We start from the raw sequence: 18,446 nt of genomic DNA on the forward strand, positions 1-18,446 counted from the left end.
ACCGGGCCGCGGCGGTATTGCTAGCGGAAAAACGACACGGAACGGTGATGTCGTTTTTCTGCTGGACTCCGGTGCCGGGCTGGGGTGGACTGTGCCCATGACGAGAAGTCGCCAAGAGCTGGCTGAGCTGTTCACCTCCTTGCACCACAACGGTTCCGTGCTCGCGCTGCCCAACGCGTGGGATGTGATGAGCGCCCGGCTCGTCGAGCTGGAGGGTGCTGCGGCGATCGCCACCACGAGCGCCGGTGTGGCATGGAGCCTGGGTGCCGCCGACGGCGACCAGCTCGACCGCGAGCGTGCGATCGACCTCGTGGCGCGAGTGGTGCGCGCCGTCTCCGTCCCGGTCACCGCCGACATCGAGAGCGGCTTCGGCGTCACGGCCGCCGACGTGGCCGAGACGATTCGCGGGGTCGCGTCCGCCGGAGCCGTCGGGGTCAACCTGGAGGACGCCCACCACGGCGGCGACTCCCCGCTTCGCCCCATCGCTGACCAGGCCGAACGCATTGCGGCGGCGCGCAAGGCCGACCCCGCGCTCTACATCAACGCGCGAGTCGACGTGTACCTGCGCGCGGTCGGCGACCCGGCGACGCGCGTCCAGGCGACCATCGAGCGTGCGCGCGCCTACCTCGACGCGGGCGCCAGCGGGATCTTCGTGCCCGGAGTCGCCGATCCGGAGACGATCTCCTTGCTGGCCAAGGAGATCAGCGCACCGCTGAACGTGCTCGTCGGCCCCGGATCGCCGACCGTGCCGGAGTTGGGCGCGCTCGGCGTCGCGCGCGCCAGCCTCGGCTCCGGGCTCAGCCAGGCCGCCTACGCCGTCGTCCAGCGCGGCGCGCGGGAGATGCTGACCAGCGGCACCTACACCGCGACCGCCGACGCGCTGGACTTCGGCACCCTCAACTCGGCGCTCTAACCCGCTTCGTACATCGCCGCCACGGCCGCGTCGACCTCCTCCTTGGGGACGTCGCGGTCGTGGCGCGCGATGCACCAGCGGATGCCGAACGGGCACCGCACGACGCCGATCCGATCGCCGGAGAACGTGTCGTCGATCGGCGTCAGCACCGTCGAGCCGGTCGCGATCGCCTTCGCGAACACCGCGTCCACATCGGCCGTCCACAACGTGATCGTGAACGAGTTGCCCTCAGCGGGCGGACCGACGATGCCGTAGTCCGGCATCGGCTCGGAGAGCTGGAACCGCCCTCCGCCGAGCGCGAGCTCCGCGTGCGCCACCGAGCCGTCCGGCGCGTCGAAGCGCTCGATCACCTCAGCGCCGAAGACGTCCTCGTAGTAAGCGAGTGCCTTCGCACTGTTGGGCACGGCGAAGAACACGGTCAGGTTGGGGCTCCCGGACGGAGCCGGGCCGGTGTTGGTCGACATGCGCTCATCCTGCGCGCGGCGGCGGGTCGGCGGCTTGGACAAACGCGACACTGTCAGACCTGTTTGCCATCCTGGGGCTGTGGACGATGCCACCACCAGTGAGCACGGTGTTCTCGACACCGGCGACCCCAGCTTCCGGTTGGAGCGCATGCCGTCCAGCCTCCCCCTCGTCGAGCGCTACTGGACGACGAGCTGGGACGTGCCCGCCGGGCGCACCGCGTCGGTGACGCTGCTGCCGCATCCGTGCGTGAACCTCGTGTACGACCGTGGCCAGGTGTTGATCAGCGGCGTGGGGCGGGAGCGGTTCACGTACTCCTACCAGGGGACCGGGCGCGTGTTCGGGATCAAGTTCCGGCCCGGCGGGTTCCAGCCGTTCTACGGGAGTTCTGTCGCTGAGCTGACCGATCAGGTTCGTCCGCTGTCGACGTTGTGGGGGTCTTCGGCCGACGACTTCGCTGCTTCGCTCTCGGTGGCGTCGGATCCGGTTGCGGTGGCTGAGCGGTTCCTCTTGGAGCGCTGGCCTGCCCGGGTGGACCCAGAGGTTTTTCTGGTTGAGCGGATCGTCCACGCGTTGTTGCGGGATCGCGAGGTTGCGCGGGTGGGGGACGTGACGGAGCGGTTCGGGATATCTGTGCGGACTTTGCAGCGGTTGTTTCGGCGGTATGTGGGAGTGGGGCCCAAGTGGGTGTTGAAGAGGTATCGGTTGCATGAGGCTGCTGGGCGGTTGGCAGCGGGGGAGTCGGTTGGGTGGGCGGAGTTGGGGTATTGCGATCAGTCGCATTTCATTCGGGATTTTGTGCGGGTTGTGGGGGTTTCGCCTTCTGTTTGGTGTGCGGGGGCTGGGGTTGTGGCTTGATGTGGGGGTTTGGGTTTTTGGTGGGGGACGGCTGGGCTTCCAGGTCGGGGACGGCTGGGCTTCCAGCTGGCACCGGCTGGGCTTCCAGCGGGGGGACGGCTGGGCTTCCAGCCCGCGTCGGTTCCAGCGTGGGGTCGGCTTGACCTGGGGCCCCTTGCGCGTGCCGTGGTAGGCCGGGCGGGCACGGGATGAATCCCGGCCCGCTGGGAAGCGTATGGCACGCGCACCCCAGGTAAAGTCGACCCGGTTTTGTTGTGCGGCTTACGTTCCAGCGTGGGGCTTTTTCGGCGTGTTCGGCGCCTGGCAATTCATCCTTTAGGGCCATGATCGTCTATTCTATTCACGTAGAATAGGAGTATGGACCCTGACGCCGTCCTCAAAGCGGCCTTCACGGGCATGGGTAAAGCCGTGGCTGAGTTTTCGGTGACCCTGCTCAACTATGTGTCCGATCTTGAGCCTCGTGATCGGGAATTCTCTGAAGAGCTGTTGATGCGTGAACTGCGCGTGTCGAGGGTGAAAGCGGGTTGGTTGATCGACCGTGCCACCGACCTCACCTCCCGCCCGGGAGTGTTGAAGGCGATGGTCGAAGGCCGAGTTGATGAGGGCAAAGCGCTCATGATCATCGACCTGCTCCGGGTTCTCTCGGTCGCGCACGCCGCGATCGCCGAAGAAGCCCTGCTGGCGCATGCGGAGAAGAACTCCTACTCCACCACCCGTCAGTACGCGGTTCGGTTCATCCACCGCTTGGATCCGAAGGCAGCTGAGCGCCGCTTCCAAGCCAAACGCAAGCAGCGCATGGTGGAGAAGATCAACCTGAACGACGGTATGGCCCTCATCCGGTTGATGATGACCGCCCACGACGCCGCCATGGTCTACGACCACGTCAACCGCATCGCCCGATCCCTCCCGAAAGACGACCGAACTCTGGATCAGAAGCGCTCCGACGTCGCCCGCGATCTGCTGCTGGGCCATGACACTCCGGCGCCGCAGGGTCAGACCATGGTGTACCTGACCATGCCGATCACCTCAGCCTTCGGGATGACCAACGACCCCGCCATCCTCGGCGGCTACGGCCCCATCCCCGCCCGCATCGGCCGGGACATCGCCGCAGGCGGCATCTGGAAACGCATCCTCACCGACCCCATGACCGGCATGGCCGAGGAGATCAGCCACGTCTACCGGCCATCCCCGCAACAACGGGAACTCATCGCCGCCCGCTACCCGACCTGTATGGCGATCGGGTGCAACCAGCCTGCTCATCGCTGCGACCTGGATCATTGCTGTCCGTTCGACGGCACGAACACCACACTCAACAACCTGCGGCCGAAGTGCCGCAGGCATCACCGGATGAAGACCCACTCCAACTGGAAGTGCACCAACCAGCCTGATGGGACGCACACCTGGACCACCCCGAACGGGAAGACCGAGGACGTGCACCCGGAACCCATCGCCGAACCCGCGCCCTTCTGAGGCCTGAGGGGCGCCGCCAAGTGCTAGTCTGAATCTGGACTAGTACTGGATGGCGAATACCCTGGAGAGAGAACAGTGGCGGACTCGGCGATGGGGTGGCTGCGCGGGACCCTGGAACTGGTGCTCGCGGCGGTGCTCGCGGAAGGCGACCGGCACGGGTACGCGCTGATCCAGCGGATCTCGGAGCTGGGGCTGGGCACGATCAGGGGCGGAGCCCTCTACCCGGTGCTGGGGCGCATGGAGACCGCTGGCCTCGTCGAAGCGGAGTGGGTGGCTGGGCAGGGCGGGCCGGGGCGCAAGGTCTACCGACTGACGGCCGCCGGACATCAGCGGCTAGTGGCGGAAACCGAGCGCTGGCAGGACTTCTCCGTCGCCATGGATCGCCTCGTGGGGAAGGGACGGGCATGAGTGAGTGGGATGACCGGGCGCGGCTGGCGCTCGCCAGGAACGGCGTGCGGCGCGAGCTCGCCGACACGGTGCTGAGCGAGGTGGAGCAGCACTGCTCCGACAGCGGTGAGACGCCCGAGGTGGTGTTCGGGACGCCGGAGGAGTTCGCGAGTTCTGTTGCGGTGGAACGGGTTCCGATCGCTGAGCGGGCGGAGCGCGACCGGGACGGGATGACCGCGCGGAGCCGACGGCGGGCGTTGATCGTCTTCCTCGGTGCGCACGTGGTGGTGCTGGGCGTGGTGCTGTGGACGGCGGTGGGCCTCACTGTGCCGTTGACCTTGGCGGGGGTGGTGGGCTCGGTGCTGGGGCTCGCGGCGGCGGTGGGTGTGGTGGTCACGGCGTTCGAGCTGCGGCCGAGCGGACGGCCTCGGGCGGTGGTGTGGGCTTTCGCCGTGGTCGGGGTGCTCACCGTGCTCACGGCGCTGGCTTTCACCGGCTTGCCGAAGACCTCGCTCGGGACCTTGCCGGCGCCGATCGTCGCGGTTCTCGGGATTGCGTTGGTGTGGTGGGGTTTGCGGTACGAACCCCGCGTGCTGAGCACCGGTGCGGGGGACTGGGAGAAGCGCTTGGCAGGGCTGCTCGAAGGACGGCACGACCTTCCTCGTGCTCGCGCGGTGGAGCTGGCCGCGGAGGCGGGGCAACACGTCACGGCCAGCGGGAACACGGCCGAGGAGGAGTTCGGCACTGCCGAGGAGTACGCGGCGGAGCTGGCCGGGCACGAACCGGCTCGGCCGCCGTGGTGGCGCTCCGGGCGAGCCCAGAACGCCGTGATGGTGGTGACCCTCCTCGGCTGCATCGTGTTCGGCGTGGTCGACGGCGACACGGCCTGGGCGTTCCTGGCGCTGTGCCTGCTCTTCGGAGCCGGGGCGCTCTCCTCCCCGGTCAGATCTTGAGCGGGGCGAGTGCGTCGAAGAGGTCGCCGGGGCCGGGGTTGTCGGGGTGGGTGGCGCCGCCGAGGTGGTTGAGCACGCCCCACACGGCGTTCAGCGCGGTGGTCACGGCGTTCTCGGCGAAACCGGCGACCCAGGAGACGTCGTCGCCTGCCATGAAGAAGCCTTGGTGTTGCTCGGCGAACTCGGCCTGCATGAAGTGGGTGAACAGCTCCCGCTGGTAGCGGTAGTGGCCGGGCAGGCTCGACTTGAACGCGCCCATGAAGTACGGCTCGGTCTCCCACGTGATGGTGACCGGCGGCGCGATGATGTGCGAGCGGATGTCGACATCGGGGTAGATGTGGCGCAGTGAAGCCAAGATCACGTCGAGGCGCTCTTCAGCCGTGAGCGTGGCGACCTTGAGGGAATCGTCGTTCCACGTGTAGGACAAGCACATCACGCCGGGCTTGTCGGGGCCGTCGTCGAACAGGTAGACACCGCGCGGCAACCGATCGGTGAGCGTCATGCTCATGACATCGCGGCCGGTCTTGGGGTCGCGGTCCCGCCAGAACGGGCGGTCGGTCAGCACGAACAGCTTCGACGAGCCCATGTAGTGGGTGCGCTCCACGGCGGTCCACAGTGACTGCGGCAGCAGCGCGGGATCGCTCTTGATGCGGGACAACAGGTTCCAGCTCTGCGCGGTGTAGACAGCCACGGGGAACTCGCGGACCTCGCCGGTGGTGTCCTCGACGACGTAGCCGGATGGCGTGCGGTCGATGCTGACCACGGCGGGCCTAGGGGAGCCGCCGTGCAGCGACGCCAGCGACGTGCCGGTGGGCCAGTGCGTGAGCGATTCCGGCTGGTGCTTCCAGAGACCGACCGGAACCTGTTGGCAGCCACCGAGAATCCGGTGATGGCGGTCGCTGGCCTCGGTGTAGACCACGCGCAGGATGTCGAGCATCGAGTTGGTGAAGTCGGTGTCCCAGCCGCCGCAGCCGAAACCGACCTGGCCGAAGATCTCGCGGTGCTCGAAGGAGGAGAACGCCGCCGAGGACGCCAGGAAACCGTAGAAGGACTGGTTGTCCAGCTCCGGCACCATGTGGTTCCACAGCGCCTTGATGGTGGGCACGTCGCGGCGCGCGATCGCGTCCTCCATGAGCGACATGTCGGCCTTCTCCTGCAAGGCCTTCGCCCACGCGTCGGAGACCTGCTGGTAGACCTCGGGCAGGTCCTCCTGCGTGCGCGCCCAGTGCGACTCGCCGCGCAGGTTCACCACGGTGCTCGGCGTCGCGGGTGAGAGCGGGTTCGGGAACGGTTTGGTCCTGAGTCCCAGTTTGTTGACGTAGTGGAACAGCGTCGCTGACGGCGGGAAGCGCATCGCGCCCATCTCCGCCTTCGCCTCGGGGTGGCCCTCGAAGCCGACCGAGCGCATCCGGCCGCCGAGCTGCTCGGCCTCGTAGACGACGGGGCGCAGCCCGAGCTTCATCAGCTCGTAAGCGGTCACCAGGCCGGAGATGCCGCCGCCGATGACCGCGACCTCGCTGCCGTGCGCGTGCGCGGGCAGCTCGCCGAGCCCGGCGGGATGGCGGACCCAGTCGTCGTAGGCGAAGGGGAAGTCGGGGCACAGCACCGTGGTCGGCGTCGGCTGGTCGTCCTCGTCGGCGTGCGTCGAGACCATCGGGGTACCTCCTCCGAACTGGAAAAACGACCTGACAAAGGTGAGGGCAGCGATTTCCAACGTAAAACTCGGCTTCGTCTAATGTGTAGGACCGGTGTTCCGCGCCTCGCCCATCAACGGGAAACTCGACCCGGCTCGTGTCTGGATCAGTAGGCGTATGACCAGTGCTCTTCGCCGGTGTCCTCGTTTAGACTGCACCCGTTGACCTGCGCTGATGGGGGTTGAATTACCGGGTGATGGGTCGGTGGTGGAGTGACGACCCCTCGGTTGTGTTCGCTGCCCGAAGGTAGGTTGAGAACGCATTCCGCACTTGTCATGCATAAAAGCGTGCGGTTTCCGCTAAACACTGGCCCGCCGATGTAGTTGTGGAGTGCGCTGATGAGCGAGTTCGACGACCTGGTCCGGACGGTCACGACCGAGGTCCTGCGCGACATGCTTCCGCACGCGTCGGGCTTCGACGCGCGGCTGACCTTCCTCGAACTCGGCTTCGACTCCATGGCGGTGGTCGAACTGCACGCGCGCCTGGTCGCGGCGACCGGGCTCGACCTGCCCGTGACCGTCGTATACGACCACCCCACGCCCACCGCGCTGGCCAGGCGCTTGGGCTCGGGCGATTCGCCGGAGGAAGCCCCGCCGCCGAGGGCCGTCGCGCCGGGCGAGGACATCGCCATCGTCGGCATCGGATGCCGATTCCCCGGTGGGGCAACGTCCCCGGAGGAACTGTGGCGCGTGGTCGCCGAGGGCGTCGACGCGATCACCGGCTTCCCGACCGATCGCGGGTGGGACGTGGACGGGCTCTACGACCCGGACCCGGACAAGCCCGGCAAGACCTACGCGCGCGAGGGCGGCTTCCTGCACAGCGCGGGCGCCTTCGACGCCGAGTTCTTCGGGATCTCCCCGCGTGAAGCCACCGCGATGGACCCGCAGCAGCGCCTGGTGCTCGAAGCGTCCTGGGAAGCCCTTGAGCGCGCGGGCATCGACCCGAACACCTTGCGCGGCAGCCGTTCCGGCGTGTTCGTCGGCGTCGAGCCGCAGGAGTACGGGCCCCGGCTGTTCGAAGCTCCCGAGGGTTTCGAGGGCCACCTGATGACCGGCAACGCGCCCAGCGTGGTGTCGGGGCGCATCGCATACCTGTTCGGGCTGGAAGGTCCGACGTTCACCGTGGACACCGCGTGCTCCGGCTCGCTGGTCGCACTGCACGTGGCGGCTCAGTCGCTGCGGTCCGGGGAGTGCGACCTCGCGCTGGCCGGCGGTGTCGCGGTGATGGGCAGCCCTGGCACGTTCACCGCGTTCTCGCGGCAGCGGGGCCTGGCGCAGGACGGGCGTTGCAAGTCCTTCGCTGCGTCGGCTGACGGCACCGGGTGGGGCGAGGGTGTCGGAATCCTAGTGGTGGAGCGGCTTTCCGATGCCGTCCGAAATGGACACCAGGTGCTCGCGATCGTGCGGGGCTCGGCGATCAACTCCGATGGTGCGTCGAACGGGCTGACCGCGCCGAACGGTCTCGCGCAGCAGCGGGTCATCCGCGACGCGCTCGCCAGCGGCGGACTGTCCACTTCGGACGTCGATGCCGTCGAAGCACACGGCACCGGGACCCGGCTGGGGGATCCCATTGAGGCGCAGGCGCTGCTCGCGACGTACGGCCGCGACCGTGACGAGCCGCTGTACCTGGGGTCCATCAAGTCCAACATCGGGCACGCTCAGGCTGCGGCGGGCGCTGCCGGTGTGATCAAGATGATCATGGCGATCCGGTACGGAGTCCTGCCGAAGTCGCTCAACATCGACTCGCCGACGCCGCAGGTCGACTGGTCGGCGGGGGCGGTTTCGCTCCTGACGGAAGCCGTCGCGTGGCCGGTGGTATCGCGTCCACGGCGGGCCGCGGTGTCGTCGTTCGGCATCTCCGGCACCAATGCGCACGTGATCATCGAGCAGCCGCCGGTGGTCGCTGAGGTGACTGAGCCGGAGGGGGCGCTGCGCGCGCGGATCACTCCGACAGCGTGGGTGTTCTCGGGCAAGACCGCTGAGGCGCTCGACGCGCAGGCGGAGCGGCTTCAGTCCTTTGTGGACGAGAACATGCAGCTGCGGCCCGCCGACGTCGGGTTGTCGTTGGCCACCACTCGCACCGCGCTCGACCACCGGGCCGTGGTGATCGGGTCTGGACGGGACGAACTGCTGGCCGGGCTCGCTGAGCCGACTGTGCGGGGCGTTGTCTCGCCGGGCAAACTCGCGTTCCTGTTCACCGGGCAGGGCTCGCAGCGCTGGGCGATGGGCCTCGATCTGTACGAGCGGTTCCCGGTGTTCGCCGACGCCATCGATGAGGCGTGCGGTTACCTCGACATCCAGCTTGATCTTCCGCTGTTGGACGTGATGTTCGCCGAACAGGGCGAGCCTGAGGCGGATCTGCTTCATCAGACTGCGTTTGCGCAGCCTGCGTTGTTCGCGCTTGAGGTGGCGCTGTACCGGCTGCTGGAGTCGTGGGGTGTGCGGCCGGACTTCGTCGCCGGGCATTCGATCGGCGAGATCGCGGCTGCGCACATCGCCGGAGTGCTGAACCTGGAGGACGCCGCGACGCTCGTTGCCGCGCGCGGTCGGCTGATGCAGGCGCTGCCTGCCGGTGGCGCCATGGTGTCGTTGCGCGCTTCCGAGAGTGAGGCTCGGGAGCTGCTTGCCGGGCACTCGCTCGCGGGGATCGCGGCCGTCAACGGGCCGTCGTCGGTGGTGATCTCCGGGGCTGAGGACGTGGTCGTCGGGATCGCGGAGGCGTGGAAGGGCAAGTCCAAGCGGTTGACCGTCAGCCACGCGTTCCACTCGCCGCTGATGGAGCCGATGCTGCGCGAGTTCGGTGAGCTCGCCGCGCTGCTGACGTACTCCGAGCCGAAGATCCCGTTCGTCTCGACCGTGACCGGGCAGGTGGCCGGGGCGGAACTGCGTTCGCCGGAGTACTGGGTTCAGCATGTCAGCGCCGCCGTGCGGTTCCACGACAGCGTGCAGACCTTGGAGGCGGCCGGGGTCACGACCTATTTGGAACTCGGTCCCGACGGGGTGCTCACCGCGATGGCCCAGGAGAGCGTTTCGGGCTCGGACGTGGTGTTCCGGTCGGCGTTGCGCAGGGACCGGCCGGAGGAGCCGGAGGTGCTTGCGGCGCTCGCGCAGCTGCACGTGCGCGGTGCCGACGTGGACTGGGCGGCGTTCTTCCCCGCCGACGTGCGCAAGGTCGATCTGCCGACCTACGCCTTCCAGCACCGGCACTTCTGGCTCCAGGGCTCGGCCGTGACCGGCGACCTCGCCTCGGTCGGGCTCGGCGCGGCCGATCACCCGATGCTCGGCGCGGCGGTCCCGCTGGTCGACGTCGACGGGTACGTGCTGACCGGGCGGCTGTCGCTGGCGACGCACCCGTGGCTGGCCGGTCACGTGGTACTGGGCCGCGTTGTGGTACCCGGTACCGCGTTGGTCGAGCTGGCCGTGCGCGCCGCCGACGAGGCCGGGTGCGCGCAGGTGGAGGAGCTGACGCTCCAGGCTCCGCTGACCATGCCGGAGTCCGGTTCCGTGCAGGTGCAGGTGTGGGTGGGGCCGCCGGACGTGACCGGTCGGCGGGCGCTCAGCATTCACTCGCGGCACGAGGACTGGGTTCAGCACGCGTCCGGCACCCTCGCGGTGCAGGCGGGAGAGCCTTCGTTCGCGCCGTCGCAGTGGCCACCCACCGGTGCGAAGGCCGTGTCGTTGGAGGGCGTCTACGAGGAGCTGGCCGCCACCGGACTGACCTACGGGCCGCTGTTCCAGGGACTGCGTTCCGTGTGGGCCCAGGGCAACGACGTGTACGCCGAGGTCTCTCTGGAAGGCGACTCGGAGTTCGGGCTGCACCCGGCGTTGCTGGACTCCGCGCTGCACGCGATGGGGCTCGGTGGGGTCGGCAAGGACAACGGTCAGGCGCGGCTGCCTTTCGCGTGGTCCGGCGTGACGCTGCACGCGACCGGGGCCACTTCGCTGCGCGTGAAGGTGACTTCGGACGGCGCCGACGAGGTTTCGCTGCACGCCGTTGACGCGACCGGCGCGCCGGTGATCACCGTGGAGTCGTTGGTGTCGCGGGCGGTCAGTTCCGAGCAGCTTCGGGCGAGCGACCCGTTGTACGGCGTGGACTGGGTTCCGGTCGTGGGTCCGGCCGTTGAGTGGACCGCGCTCGACTCGGTCGGAGACACGGTGCCTGCGGTCGCGGTCTTGTCGAGCGACGACGTCAACCACGTTCTGCTTGCTGTGCAGGCCTTCCTGGCCGACTCGAAGTTCGCGGACTCGAAGCTCGTTGTCGTTGCCAACCGCGCGGACCTCGGTGGCGCGGCGGTGTGGGGGCTGATCCGGTCGGCGCAGTCGGAGAACCCGGACCGGTTCGTGCTCGTAGATGGGCCGCTGGAGGACGTTGGTCGCGCGGTCGGGACTGGCGAACCGCAGGTCGCAGTTCGCGACGGCTCGTTGTTCGCGCCTCGGCTCGTGAAGGTTGTGGCGCAGGGCGAGAAGCCGGTGCTCGACGGGACGGTGCTGATCACCGGCGGCACGGGCGGCCTGGGAGGCTTGCTGGCCAAGCACTTGGTGGTCAAGCACGGTGTGACCAACCTGGTGCTGACCAGCCGTCGTGGCGGTGCGGCGCCGGGTGCCGCGGATCTCAAGGCCTCGTTGGCCGCACTCGGCGCTGACGTGACGATCGCCGCGTGCGATGCGGCTGACCGCGCTGCACTGGAGTCCGTGGTGGACGCAGTCCCGGCCGACAAACCGCTTGTCGGTGTCGTGCACGCGGCCGGTGTGCTTGAGGACGGTCTGATCACCTCGCTGACCGTTGAGCAGGTCGAGAAGGTGATGCGCCCCAAAGCGGACGCCGCGTGGCACCTGCACGAGCTGACGCGTGAACTCGATCTTTCGATGTTCGTGCTGTTCTCTTCCACGGCTGGGCTCTTCGAGGGCGCCGGGCAGGGCAACTACGCCGCTGCCAACGCCTACCTCGACGCGCTCGCGGTTCAGCGGCGCAGCGAGGGGCTGCCCGCGCACTCGCTCGTGTGGGGCTTGTGGGCTTCGGGCATGGGTGGCCAGCTCGCTCAGTCCGATGTGGACCGCGCGGCACGGCAGGGTTTCGGCGCACTGTCCGAAGAGGACGGTCTCGCGCTGTTCGATGCCGCTATCGCTGGCGATCGCGCGGTCACGGTCACGATGAAGCTCGACACCGCCGCTTTGCAGGCGCACGCACGGCACGGCTCGGTGCCATCTCTGCTGCGCGGTCTGGTGCGGACTTCGACGCGGCGGGTTGCGCAGGGCGACAGCGGCGATTCACCGTTGGCGCAGCGGCTTGCCGGGCTGTCGGCGGCTGATCAGGACCGCGCGCTGCTCGACCTCGTGCGGACTCAGGTCGCTTCGGTACTGGGTCACGCGACGACCGGCGCCATCGAGCCGGACCGGGCGTTCACCGACCTCGGCTTCGACTCGCTGACTGCCGTCGAGCTGCGCAATCGGCTCAACAGCGCGACCGGGTTGAGGCTCCCGGCGACGTTGGTCTTCGACTACCCGGCGCCCGCGACGCTGGCCGCCTTCATCCGCTCCGAGCTGGTGGGAGCCGACGAAGCGGTCACGGAGACGGTCGCGGCGGCCGTCGGGCTGGACGAGCCGATCGCGATCGTGGGCATGGCGTGCCGGTACCCGGGCGGTGTGACCTCGCCGGAGGACCTGTGGAACCTGGTCTCGACCGGTACTGACGGCATCTCGGGCTTCCCGGTCAATCGCGGGTGGGACCTGGACACGCTGTTCCACCCGGACCCTGACCACCGTGGTACTTCGTACGCTGACCAGGGCGGGTTCCTGCACGACGCCGACGCCTTCGACGCGGAGTTCTTCGGGATCTCGCCGCGCGAGGCGGTCGCGATGGACTCGCAGCAGCGGTTGCTGCTGGAGGTGTCGTGGGAGTCGTTGGAGCGCGCGGGAATCGACCCGATGTCGCTCAAGGGCAGCAACACCGGAGTCTTCGCCGGGATCATGTACTACGACTACGCGCACGGCCTCAGCTCGATCCCCGAAGAGGTCGAAGGGTACGTCGGCACGGGCACCTCGGCGAGCGTGCTCTCCGGGCGGGTGGCGTACAGCTTCGGCCTCGAAGGCCCGGCGGTCACCGTGGACACCGCGTGCTCATCGTCCTTGGTGGCCATGCACATCGCCTCGCAGGCGCTGCGCTCGGGCGAGTGTTCGCTCGCGCTGGCCGGTGGTGTGACGGTGATGTCCACCCCGGAGACCTTTGTGGATTTCTCCCGTCAGCGCGGGCTCGCGGCTGATGGGCGGAGCAAGTCCTTCGCTGCTGCGGCGGACGGGACCAGCTGGTCCGAGGGCGTTGGCATGGTGGTGCTGGAGCGCCTGTCCGACGCTGTCCGGAATGGACACCAGGTGCTCGCGGTGGTCCGGGGCTCGGCGATCAACCAGGACGGCGCGTCGAACGGGTTGACCGCGCCGAACGGTCCTTCGCAGCAGCGGGTGATCCGCCAGGCGCTGGCCAATGCCGGGCTCGGACCGTCCGATGTGGACGCTGTGGAGGCGCACGGCACGGGGACCCGGCTGGGCGATCCGATCGAAGCGCAGGCGTTGCTGGCGACCTACGGTCAGGACCGCTTCGAGGACAAGCCGCTGTGGCTCGGCTCTATCAAGTCCAACATCGGTCACACGCAGGCCGCCGCCGGTGTCGCGGGCGTGATCAAGATGGTGCACGCCATGCGCAACGGCCTGCTCCCGCAGAGCCTGCACGTGGACTCGCCCACCCCGCACGTGGACTGGTCGGCCGGAGCGGTTTCGCTCCTGACGGAAGCCGTCACGTGGCCGTCGGTACAGCGTCCGCGTCGGGCCGCGGTGTCGTCGTTCGGCATCTCCGGGACCAATGCGCACCTCATCCTGGAGCAGGGGCCGGCCGTTTCTCCGGCTTCGACGGCGGTCCCGGCAGTCACGCCGTGGGTGCTCTCGGGCAAGACCGAGGAGGCCGTGCGGGCTCAGGCTCGACGGCTCCGCGAGGCGTCCGGCAACCTCGCCGACATCGGCTTCTCGCTGGCCACGGCTCGGGCGGCGTTGGACGTGCGCGCCGGGGTCGTCGGTTCGACGCGCGAGGAACTGCTTGCGGCGCTTGATGTTCTGGCCTCTGGTGAGTCCGCGCCGAATGTTGTGCGCGGGTCCGCGGTGGCAGGGCGGCTGGCGTTCCTGTTCACCGGCCAGGGGTCTCAGCGGCTCGGCATGGGCGACCAGCTGCACGCGGCTTTCCCGGTGTTCGCGGCTGCGTACGACGAGGTTCGGGCGCTGCTGCCTGCTCTGTCCGACGACTTGGACCAGACCGGGAACGCTCAGCCCGCTCTGTTCGCGCTCGAAGTGGCGCTGTACCGGCTGGTGGAGTCGTGGGGCGTTCGGCCGGATTACCTGGTCGGGCATTCGATCGGTGAGCTGGCCGCCGCGCATGTGGCCGGGGTGTTCTCGCTGGAGGACGCTGCGCGGTTGGTGGCTGCTCGTGGTCGGTTGATGCAGGCTTTGCCGAGTGGTGGAGCCATGATCGCTGTTCAGGCCACTGAGGATGAGGTTGTTTCCGCGCTTGTGCCGGGTGTGGACATCGCGGCGATCAACGGGCCTCGCTCGGTGGTGATCTCCGGTGTTGAAGAGGCTGTGCTGGTGGTTGCGGCGCAGTTCTCGGATCGCAAGACCAAGCGGCTTTCGGTGTCGCACGCGTTCCACTCGTCGCTTATGGACGACATGCTCGCGGACTTCCGGGCGGTTGCGGAGTCGATCTCGTACGGCGAGCCCACGATTCCCTTGGTGTCCAACGTGACTGGCGCGCTCGGGGAGCCCGTGTCGAACCCGGAGTACTGGGTGCGGCACGTGCGGGACGCGGTGCGCTTCGCTGACGGGATCGCGACGCTGGAGGCCGAAGGCGTCACGAAGTACGTGGAGATCGGCCCGGACGGCGTCCTTTCGGCGATGGGCGCGGAGTGCACGGACGGCGTGTTCGTGCCCGTGCTCCGCCGGAATCGCGATGAGGAGACCACCGCGACTGCCGCGCTGGCGCAGCTGCACACGGCGGGTGTGGGGATCAACTGGAACGCGGTGTTCCCCGGAGCGCAGCGTGTTGACCTGCCGACCTATGCCTTCCAGCACGGGCGCTACTGGCTCCGCGCGGCCGGTCCCGGCGGAGACGCCACGGGTCTCGGTCTCGCTTCGGCTGATCACCCGCTGCTCGGCGCGGCCGTGGCGCTGGCGGAGACCGACTCGTACCTGTTCACCGGGCGGCTGTCGCTGTCCACGCACGGGTGGCTCGCGGATCACGCGGTCCTGGGCCAGGTGCTCGTGCCGGGTGCTGGGTTGATCGAGCTGGCGGTGCGCGCGGCGGATGAAGCGGGCTGCGGGACGGTTGAGGAGCTGATGCTTCAGGCGCCGCTCGTGCTGCCGGAATCCGGTGCCATTCAGGTCCAGGTGCACGTTGGGTCGGCGGACGACGACGGTCGGCGGAGCATCAACGTGCACTCCCGCAAGCAGGACGGCGTGGACTGGACGCTGCACGCCACGGGGGCGATCGTGCCGAGCGGTGCCGCGCCGGAGTTCGACTTCGCGACGTGGCCGCCCGCTGGTGCTGAGGCGATCTCCGTTGAGGACCAGTACGACACGCTCGCCGAGACCGGGCTCGTCTATGGGCCGACGTTCCAGGGGCTGCGCGCCGCTTGGCGGCATGGCAAGGACGTGTACGCCGAGGTTTCGCTCGGCGAGGGCGACGGCTCGAAGTACGGGCTGCATCCCGCGTTGCTCGACGCGTCGTTGCACGCGATCGGGATCGGCGAGGACACGCCCGCTTCGCTGCCGTTCTCGTGGAGCGGGGTCACGCTGCACGCCTCCGGAGCGAGCGAGCTGCGTGTGCGGCTCTCCCTGCGGGACAACGGTTCTGTGTCGATCGAGCTGGCCGATGGCACCGGTGCGCCGGTGATGTCGGTTGATGAGCTGGCGTTGCGCGAGGTCTCGGCGGAGCAGCTGACGGCGGGGTCGGACCAGCTGTTCCGGCCGGAGTGGGTGCCGGTCGAACTGGGCGAAGCCGTCGAGTGGGTTGCTCACGGCGAGGGCGAAGCCCCCTACGTCGTGCTCGCGATCGAGCCGGCTGAAGGGGATGTGCCTTCGGCTGCGCGGGCGGTGTCCCACCAGGTGCTGGAGGTCGTGCAGGGGTGGACTTCGGGGGACTCGAAGCTCGTCGTGCACACCCAGCCCGGTGATCTGGCGTCGTCGACCGCCTGGGGGCTCGTGCGCACCGCGCAGCAGGAGAACCCCGGCCGGTTCGTGCTGGTCGAAGGCGACGGCGAACTCCTGGGCGAGGCGCTCGGCACGGGTGAGTCGCAGGTCGTGGTTCGGGACGGTACCGCGTACGGACTGAGACTCGTGCCCGCGAAGGACGACCGTGTGCTGCCACCTGCGGGAACCGAGGCGTGGCGGTTGGGCATGTCGGGCAAGGGAACTCTGGACCACTTGGTCCTGGAGCCCAACCCGGGCGTGCTTGAGCCGCTCGCGCCCGGTGACGTCCGGATCGGTGTTCGCGCGGCCGGGCTGAACTTCCGCGATGTGCTCACCGTGCTGGGCATGTACCCCGGTGACGCGGGGATCATCGGCAACGAGGCCGCGGGCGTGGTGCTCGACGTGGGCGCCGACGTGGCCGACCTCAAGCCCGGTGATCGGGTGATGGGCCTGGTGATCGGCGGTATCGCGCCTGTTGCCGATGCCGACCGGCGGTTGGTGACTCGGATTCCGGAGGGGTGGAGCTTCGAGGAGGCGTCGGCGGTCCCGCTGGTGTTCCTCACCGCCTACTACGGCCTGCGCGACCTCGGTCGGGTGCGGGCGGGGGAGTCGGTGCTGATCCACGCCGCGGCCGGTGGCGTGGGCATGGCGGCGACCCAGATCGCGCAGCACCTGGGAGCGACGGTGTTCGGCACCGCGAGTCCGGGCAAGTGGGACGTGTTGCGGGGTCAGGGGATCGAGCACATCGCCTCCTCGCGCACGTTGGAGTTCGAGGACTCCTTCCGCGCCGCCACGGGTGGCCGGGGTGTCGACGTGGTGCTGGACGCGCTCGCGGGCGAGTTCGTGGACGCGTCGCTGCGGCTGGTCGCGGAGGGCGGCCGGTTCGTGGAGATGGGCAAGACCGACGTGCGCTCGGCAGACTCAGTACCCAGTGGGATTGAGTACCGCGCGTTCGACCTGATCGACGCGGGTCCGGAGCGCATCGGCGAGATGTGGGGCGAGCTGGACGCGCTGTTCGCTCAGGGGGCGTTGAAGCCCTTGCCGACCAAGGCGTGGGACGTGCGCCAGGCGCCCGAGGCGTTCCGGTTCATCAGCCAGGCCAAGCACGTCGGCAAGGTCGTGCTGACCCTGCCGCGCGTGGTCGACCCCTCCGACGCGGTGTTGATCACCGGCGGCACCGGCGGGCTCGGCGGAGTGCTGGCCCGGCACCTGGTGGAGCACGGCGCGCGCAACCTGGTGCTGACCAGCCGACGTGGTCCGGAGGCGCCCGGCGCGGCTGCCCTGGCGGCGGAGCTGACCCACAGGGGCGCGCAGGTTGAGGTCGTCGCGTGCGACGTGGCTGACCGGGACGCCGTCTCGGATCTGCTGAGCGGGATTCCCCGCTTGGGCTCGGTGATCCACACGGCGGGCGTGCTCGACGACGGGCTGCTGGCTTCGCTGAACCCTGAGCGCATGGACAAGGTGTTGCGACCCAAGGTCGACGCGGCGTGGCACCTGCACGAGCTGACCCGTGACCGTGACCTGGCGCAGTTCGTGCTGTTCTCCTCGATCACCGGGCTTATGGGCACGGCGGGCCAGGCGAACTACGGCGCCGCCAATGCCTTCCTGAACGCACTGGCCGAAAACCGCGTCGCGCAAGGGCTTCCCGCGCAGTCGCAGGCTTGGGGCCTGTGGGCGGGAGGCATGGGCGCGGGGCTCACCGACGCTGATCTTGCGCGGATGGCTCGCGAAGGCTTCGGCGCGCTGACCGAGGACGAAGGCATGGCGCTGTTCGACGCCGCCGTTGCCGCTGGTGAAACCGTTGCGGCGCCGGTGAAGCTGGACCGCGCGGCGTTGCAGACCTACGCGCGTGACAACGACTTGGCGCAGATCCTGCACGGGCTCGTGCGTGCACCGGCGCGGCGTGCGGCGAAGTCGGGGGAGGACAAGGCCTCCTCGCTCGCTCAGCGGCTGACCGGGCTCGCTCCTGTTGAGCAGGAAGCGATTCTGCTCGACGTGGTGCGCTCGCACGCGGCGGCGGTGCTCGGGCACAGCGGTGCTTCGGCGATCGACGCGGAGCAGGCGTTCACCGAGCTGGGCTTCGACTCGCTGACCTCGGTGGAGCTGCGCAACCGGCTCACCAGCGCGACCGGAGTGCGGTTGTCGGCGACGGCGGTCTTCGACTACCCGACGGCGACGACGCTCGCGGCGCACCTGCGCGAGACCGTGGCGCCCGCGGCGACGACCACGCTGTCGGCGGCGTCGGTGCTGGCCGAGCTGGACCGCTTGGAGGCCAGCCTGGACGCCGTGGGCGCGGACGGCCGGCTGTCGATCACGTTGCGGCTTGAGGAACTGGTGTCGAAGTTCTCGGGCACCGGCGCGCCGGAGGCGAGCGGGCTTGAGGACGCCTCCGCCGACGAGGTCGTGGACTTCCTGGAACGAGAACTCGGCATTTCCTGACGAGTGGGGTTGTGAGATGGCGGATCAAGACAAGCTCCTCGGGCTG

8 protein-coding genes are annotated in these 18,446 nt (G+C 68.9%); 6 read left to right on the forward strand and 2 right to left on the reverse strand.

Features of this window, described 5'->3' with window-relative positions; all coding sequences use genetic code 11:
• Positions 1 to 97: 97 nt before the first annotated feature.
• Positions 98 to 913 carry an isocitrate lyase/PEP mutase family protein gene (locus tag ABD798_RS00715; RefSeq protein ID WP_344870440.1) on the forward strand — a complete coding sequence of 272 codons (816 nt, stop codon included), beginning with the start codon at positions 98 to 100 and terminating at the stop codon, positions 911 to 913.
• On the opposite strand, the gene ABD798_RS00720 is transcribed toward ABD798_RS00715, so the two are convergent.
• Positions 910 to 1,377 (reverse strand): VOC family protein, encoded by a 468-nt coding sequence (locus ABD798_RS00720; RefSeq protein ID WP_344870441.1) that lies wholly within the window; start codon positions 1,375 to 1,377, stop codon positions 910 to 912. The two genes, ABD798_RS00715 and ABD798_RS00720, sit on opposite strands and share 4 nt — an antisense overlap.
• A 79-nt stretch (positions 1,378 to 1,456) precedes the next feature.
• On the opposite strand from ABD798_RS00720, the gene ABD798_RS00725 reads away from it, so the two are divergent.
• From ABD798_RS00725 to ABD798_RS00740, 4 genes are all read left to right on the forward strand, one after another.
• Positions 1,457 to 2,233: a DUF6597 domain-containing transcriptional factor gene (locus tag ABD798_RS00725; protein ID WP_344870442.1), complete on the forward strand. Its 777-nt coding sequence runs from the start codon at positions 1,457 to 1,459 to the stop codon at positions 2,231 to 2,233.
• 357 nt (positions 2,234 to 2,590) lie between these two features.
• Positions 2,591 to 3,703 (forward strand): HNH endonuclease signature motif containing protein, encoded by a 1,113-nt coding sequence (locus ABD798_RS00730; RefSeq protein WP_344870443.1) that lies wholly within the window; start codon positions 2,591 to 2,593, stop codon positions 3,701 to 3,703.
• Positions 3,704 to 3,778: 75 nt separating this feature from the next.
• Positions 3,779 to 4,111, forward strand: coding sequence for a PadR family transcriptional regulator (locus ABD798_RS00735; RefSeq protein ID WP_344870444.1), 333 nt, complete (start codon positions 3,779 to 3,781; stop codon positions 4,109 to 4,111).
• A complete protein-coding gene (locus ABD798_RS00740) occupies positions 4,108 to 5,043 on the forward strand; it encodes a hypothetical protein (RefSeq protein ID WP_344870446.1) in 936 nt (311 codons plus the stop codon). The genes ABD798_RS00735 and ABD798_RS00740 overlap by 4 nt, the downstream gene beginning before the upstream one ends.
• On the opposite strand, the gene ABD798_RS00745 is transcribed toward ABD798_RS00740, so the two are convergent.
• Positions 5,033 to 6,697 carry a flavin monoamine oxidase family protein gene (locus ABD798_RS00745; RefSeq protein WP_344870448.1) on the reverse strand — a complete coding sequence of 555 codons (1,665 nt, stop codon included), beginning with the start codon at positions 6,695 to 6,697 and terminating at the stop codon, positions 5,033 to 5,035. The two genes, ABD798_RS00740 and ABD798_RS00745, sit on opposite strands and share 11 nt — an antisense overlap.
• Positions 6,698 to 7,075: 378 nt before the next feature.
• Here ABD798_RS00745 and ABD798_RS00750 point away from each other — a divergent pair, with 378 nt between their 5' ends.
• Positions 7,076 to 18,400, forward strand: a complete 11,325-nt coding sequence (locus ABD798_RS00750; RefSeq protein ID WP_344870449.1) for an SDR family NAD(P)-dependent oxidoreductase — start codon at positions 7,076 to 7,078, stop codon at positions 18,398 to 18,400.
• Positions 18,401 to 18,446: the final 46 nt, after the last annotated feature.

This window comes from Allokutzneria multivorans, assembly GCF_039537405.1.
GTDB classification, from domain to species: Bacteria; Actinomycetota; Actinomycetes; order Mycobacteriales; family Pseudonocardiaceae; genus Allokutzneria; species Allokutzneria multivorans.

Coding starts and splice junctions, on each gene's coding strand:
- ABD798_RS00750 (WP_344870449.1), top strand. CDS start 7,076: ATGAGCGAGTTCGACGACCTGGTCCGGACGGTCACGACCGAGGTCCTG.
- ABD798_RS00740 (WP_344870446.1), top strand. CDS start 4,108: ATGAGTGAGTGGGATGACCGGGCGCGGCTGGCGCTCGCCAGGAACGGC.
- ABD798_RS00730 (WP_344870443.1), top strand. CDS start 2,591: ATGGACCCTGACGCCGTCCTCAAAGCGGCCTTCACGGGCATGGGTAAA.
- ABD798_RS00745 (WP_344870448.1), bottom strand. CDS start 6,697: ATGGTCTCGACGCACGCCGACGAGGACGACCAGCCGACGCCGACCACG.
- ABD798_RS00715 (WP_344870440.1), top strand. CDS start 98: ATGACGAGAAGTCGCCAAGAGCTGGCTGAGCTGTTCACCTCCTTGCAC.
- ABD798_RS00720 (WP_344870441.1), bottom strand. CDS start 1,377: ATGTCGACCAACACCGGCCCGGCTCCGTCCGGGAGCCCCAACCTGACC.